This window comes from Shewanella sp. 38A_GOM-205m, from assembly GCF_000518445.1.
Taxonomy (GTDB): Bacteria; Pseudomonadota; Gammaproteobacteria; order Enterobacterales; family Shewanellaceae; genus Shewanella; species Shewanella algae.
Window position 1 is genome coordinate 1 of sequence record NZ_KI912440.1, and the last position, 3,554, is coordinate 3,554.

Sequence of the window (3,554 nt, forward strand, 5' to 3'; positions counted from 1 at the left end):
CCCCTTCGGAGCCGCCGCTGGCGTTGTTGCAAATTGGCGTAGCCGAGACAGGGATGTAGAGGCTCGAAGGTCGAGCAAGGATGCGAGTCCTGAGTGTAGCCAATTTGCTTCATAAGCCAGCGGGGATTTCGGCTACGTCGGGGGTGTCCTTGGGGATGCAAGGGGCTTTGGACAAGCAAAACCCCTTGCCCGGTGTGGTGTGGAACACCACGACTTTAGGCCGCTGGCACAGCGGCTATCATGGCTTTAAGCCAACTCTTCACCGACCGTGAACATTCAAGAAATTTCGCTAAATTGTAAGCTGGTGTAGCATGGCCTCATACACAACTTATAGAATTCATAACAATCTCTGAGTTCAGTGCCAAGGCCTGAACTGACCAGGGTAAGAAAGTCTTTTTGTAGGTAAAAAGCAACCAAGCATAGGAATCACTTTGAAAATTAGGACAAGAGAACAGTTGGTCGATTTCGTAGACCAAGGGAATAAGGTCAAGTACATATTCTTCTGGGGACACCAAGAGAAAGGAGAACAAATTTCCAAGAGTTGTTTTAGTCAATGGTATGACGCAAAGTTTGAAGAAGAAGGCAACGTCTTCATTACTGCGGAGCATTACATGATGTATCACAAGGCAAAACTATTTGGTGATGACATTGCATGTGCAAGAATCCTCCTTGCCACCACCCCTGGCGCAGCCAAAGCTATTGGTCGGGAATTAGTCGGGTTCAACCAAGAAGTCTGGGATGAGAGACGCTTTGAAATAGTGCTTAATGCAAACTTAGCTAAGTTTGCTCAGCATACTGAACTAAAATCGTTTCTGCTTAATACTGGAAACCGTATCTTGGTCGAGGCTAGTCCTGTAGATAAAGTATGGGGGATCGGGCTCGCTCAAGATCATCCTGAATCTGAAATTCCCAGGAGATGGAAAGGCTTAAATCTGTTAGGGTTTGCACTCATGGAAGTTCGCGATCGGCTCAGAAAAGATCTCTGACAATCAATGGCCAAAAGAATAACAAACTTCAAATAATGAATAAAAATTCATTCACTTTCTCTTCTCCTCTGGGTAGACTGAGCGCCCTCTTATCCAGATCATCATAATAAACATGCAATTAAGTCGTAGGCATTTTATTCAGGCCGGTCTAGCCGGTACCGCACTGGGGCTCAGTGGCTGCAGTAATTTCTCTCTATCTTCCCAGGAGCAGGCCCAAGCTACTGCCTCCAAGGGTCCCCTGGTGGCGCTGAACTTCAATGAAAACCCGCTGGGGATGCCAAGCAGTGCCAGGGAAGCCATTATGCAGCATATGGGCGAGGCGCACCTGTATCCCGACAGTGCCCGTCAGGCCTTGCTCAAGCGCCTGGCAAGCTATCACGGTGTCAGCCAAGAGCAGCTCATTTATGGCAATGGCTCTTCCGAAGTACTCAAATTCGCCATAGATGCCATGGCTAGCGCTCGCTGCCAGTTGGTGATGCCAAAGCCTACCTTTGACATAGTGGCCGACTATGCCAAGGCCAGAGGGCTCAAGGTAACTGAAGTGCCGCTCACCGCCGAGCTGCAAACCGATATCGCCGCTATGCAAGCCGCCGTGGCCGCACACCCTGGCCCTTCCATTGTCTATCTGTGTAACCCCAACAACCCAACCGGCCTCTTGCTGCCCAAGGCGCCGGTTGCACAGTGGCTAGCCAAGGCCAGTCCCGAGCTGCAGTTTATTATTGATGAGGCCTACGGCGAGTATGCCGGTAGCGATTTCCAATCCGCGCTGCCGTTCATCCAAAATGGCCAGAAACACACAGTGCTGACCAAAACGTTCTCCAAAGCATGGGGAATGGCGGGACTGAGGGCCGGTTATGCCATTGCCGCTCCGGAAATGATAACCGCCATGCAGGCCCAGGCGAGTTTTGACAACGCCAACCTGTTTGCTCTCTATGGGGCGGCGGCAGTGTTGGATGACAGCGCCTGGCTGGCGCAGACCCGCAGCAACAATTTAGAAGCCGGTGCCATTATCATTGCCACACTCAAACAACTGGGGCTCGACTATCTGCCACTCAACGCCAGTTTTATTTTCCACCGCATCAAGGGCAATAATGAAGACTATCGCAAGCGGATGCAGCAGGCCGGCATTCTGGTGGGCCGCACCTTCCCAGGGCTTGAAGGCTGGAATCGCTTGACCTTGGGCACGCCAATGCAGATGCAACGAGTTGCCAAAGAGATGCAACGTCTGCGTTTGGAAGGTTTGCTCTAATTCCTCTTTCAAGTGCTGTTTCAAGCGCTCTTTCAAGTGCCTTGGCTTTTCGCTAGACTCGGACTTTCGCAGCCTTTTTCAGAAGGATTCTGATATGCAAGTCCAATCCATTCTGGGGGCGTTATTCGCCCTCGGTTTCTCCCTGTCGTTGCAAGCCGCCCCCGGCGAGCTGGTCATCAACAAAAATGCCAAACCCAAATCCTCAAACAGCTATATCGAAGCCGTTCATAAAGAGATCCCGGTAGCGGGAGCCAGTGAGGCCCAGGTTCGTTATGCCATTCTCGAAGGTATGCTCAGCACCAAGGGCTTTGCCTGGGTATACGAGGGCGAAGGTGAGGGCTATATCCTGGCCCGTTTCGACTATCGTGGCGACACTAATGTGATGCGCATTGAATACGACGCCAACTATATTCAGCTTAAATACCACGCCGCCTTGGGGGATTTTGTCTGCAAAAAGCTGATTGATGATATCTGCTACAAGAATGGCCGCGGCTATTACAACTACATCAAGAATCTGCGTCTCTCCATCGCCCAGGAGCTGAAAAAATCATGAAACGAATACTACTGCCGCTGCTGCTGAATCTGTTATGGCTGAACCCGGCTTCCGCCGAGACTGAATATCAATTGCAACGCTGGCAAAACCCAGTACCCACAGGTGGCTATGTGCAGGATATCCCCGCCATGTTGCAGCGGGCCGTTACCCGGGATAGCTGGGAACTGGAAACGGCCGCAGATGGCAACTGGCTCGCCCGGCTCAATAACTACAAGGGATACACAGTCGAAGTAGAAGTAGCACGGCAGGCACAGGAACTGCAGCTTAGCCTGCTCTCCAGCCGCTGCGATTGCAAAATGGACCAGGCCAAAATCGACAGTTGGTTAATTCGCCTCAGGCGCAATATCGCTCTCGAAGTCACCAAGGCCGCCAGAGATGAGAGTCTGCGACAGAAGCTGAAAGTCGAGTAGAAGCTTGATAGCTCAAGGCTGGTATGACTCTGGATCGGTGAAATCTTGGCACTAGTTTACAGGCATACACGGATTTCCAGGCACAGGCGGAAATGTAGCCATCCTTGGTTGGCGCTCGAAAGCATATTGCTACGTAACTCTCGCTGGCAACTCTCGCCATGTCGCAGGATCGCCGGTGCGAAATAGCCGGGATCCCGGCCGATGCGCCAATAGCAGACAAGTTCAAACGATGAAAAACAGACACAAAAAAGCCCGTCGATGACGGGCTCTTTCGTTGAATATGGCTGGGGTACCAGGATTCGAACCTGGGAATGCCGGGATCAAAACCCGGTGCCTTACCGCTTGGCGATACCCCA

4 protein-coding genes and 1 tRNA gene are annotated in these 3,554 nt (G+C 51.6%); 4 read left to right on the top strand and 1 reads right to left on the bottom strand.

Annotation, left to right across the window (positions count from 1 at the left end; all coding sequences use genetic code 11):
- Positions 1 to 431: 431 nt before the first annotated feature.
- From N512_RS0120925 to N512_RS0120940, 4 genes are all read left to right on the top strand, one after another.
- The gene (locus tag N512_RS0120925; RefSeq protein ID WP_081737230.1) at positions 432 to 986 is read left to right on the top strand and encodes an NADAR family protein; all 555 of its coding nucleotides are present in this window, start codon (positions 432 to 434) and stop codon (positions 984 to 986) included.
- 112 nt (positions 987 to 1,098) lie between these two features.
- Complete coding sequence (locus N512_RS0120930; protein ID WP_037475853.1) at positions 1,099 to 2,235, top strand: pyridoxal phosphate-dependent aminotransferase; 1,137 nt, start codon at positions 1,099 to 1,101, stop codon at positions 2,233 to 2,235.
- 94 nt (positions 2,236 to 2,329) lie between these two features.
- Positions 2,330 to 2,788 (top strand): hypothetical protein, encoded by a 459-nt coding sequence (locus tag N512_RS0120935; protein ID WP_025012151.1) that lies wholly within the window; start codon positions 2,330 to 2,332, stop codon positions 2,786 to 2,788.
- Positions 2,785 to 3,198: a hypothetical protein gene (locus N512_RS0120940; RefSeq protein ID WP_028781576.1), complete on the top strand. Its 414-nt coding sequence runs from the start codon at positions 2,785 to 2,787 to the stop codon at positions 3,196 to 3,198. The genes N512_RS0120935 and N512_RS0120940 overlap by 4 nt, the downstream gene beginning before the upstream one ends.
- A gap of 281 nt (positions 3,199 to 3,479) precedes the next feature.
- Here the strand turns inward: N512_RS0120940 and N512_RS0120945 are convergent.
- Positions 3,480 to 3,554, bottom strand: a tRNA-Gln gene (locus N512_RS0120945).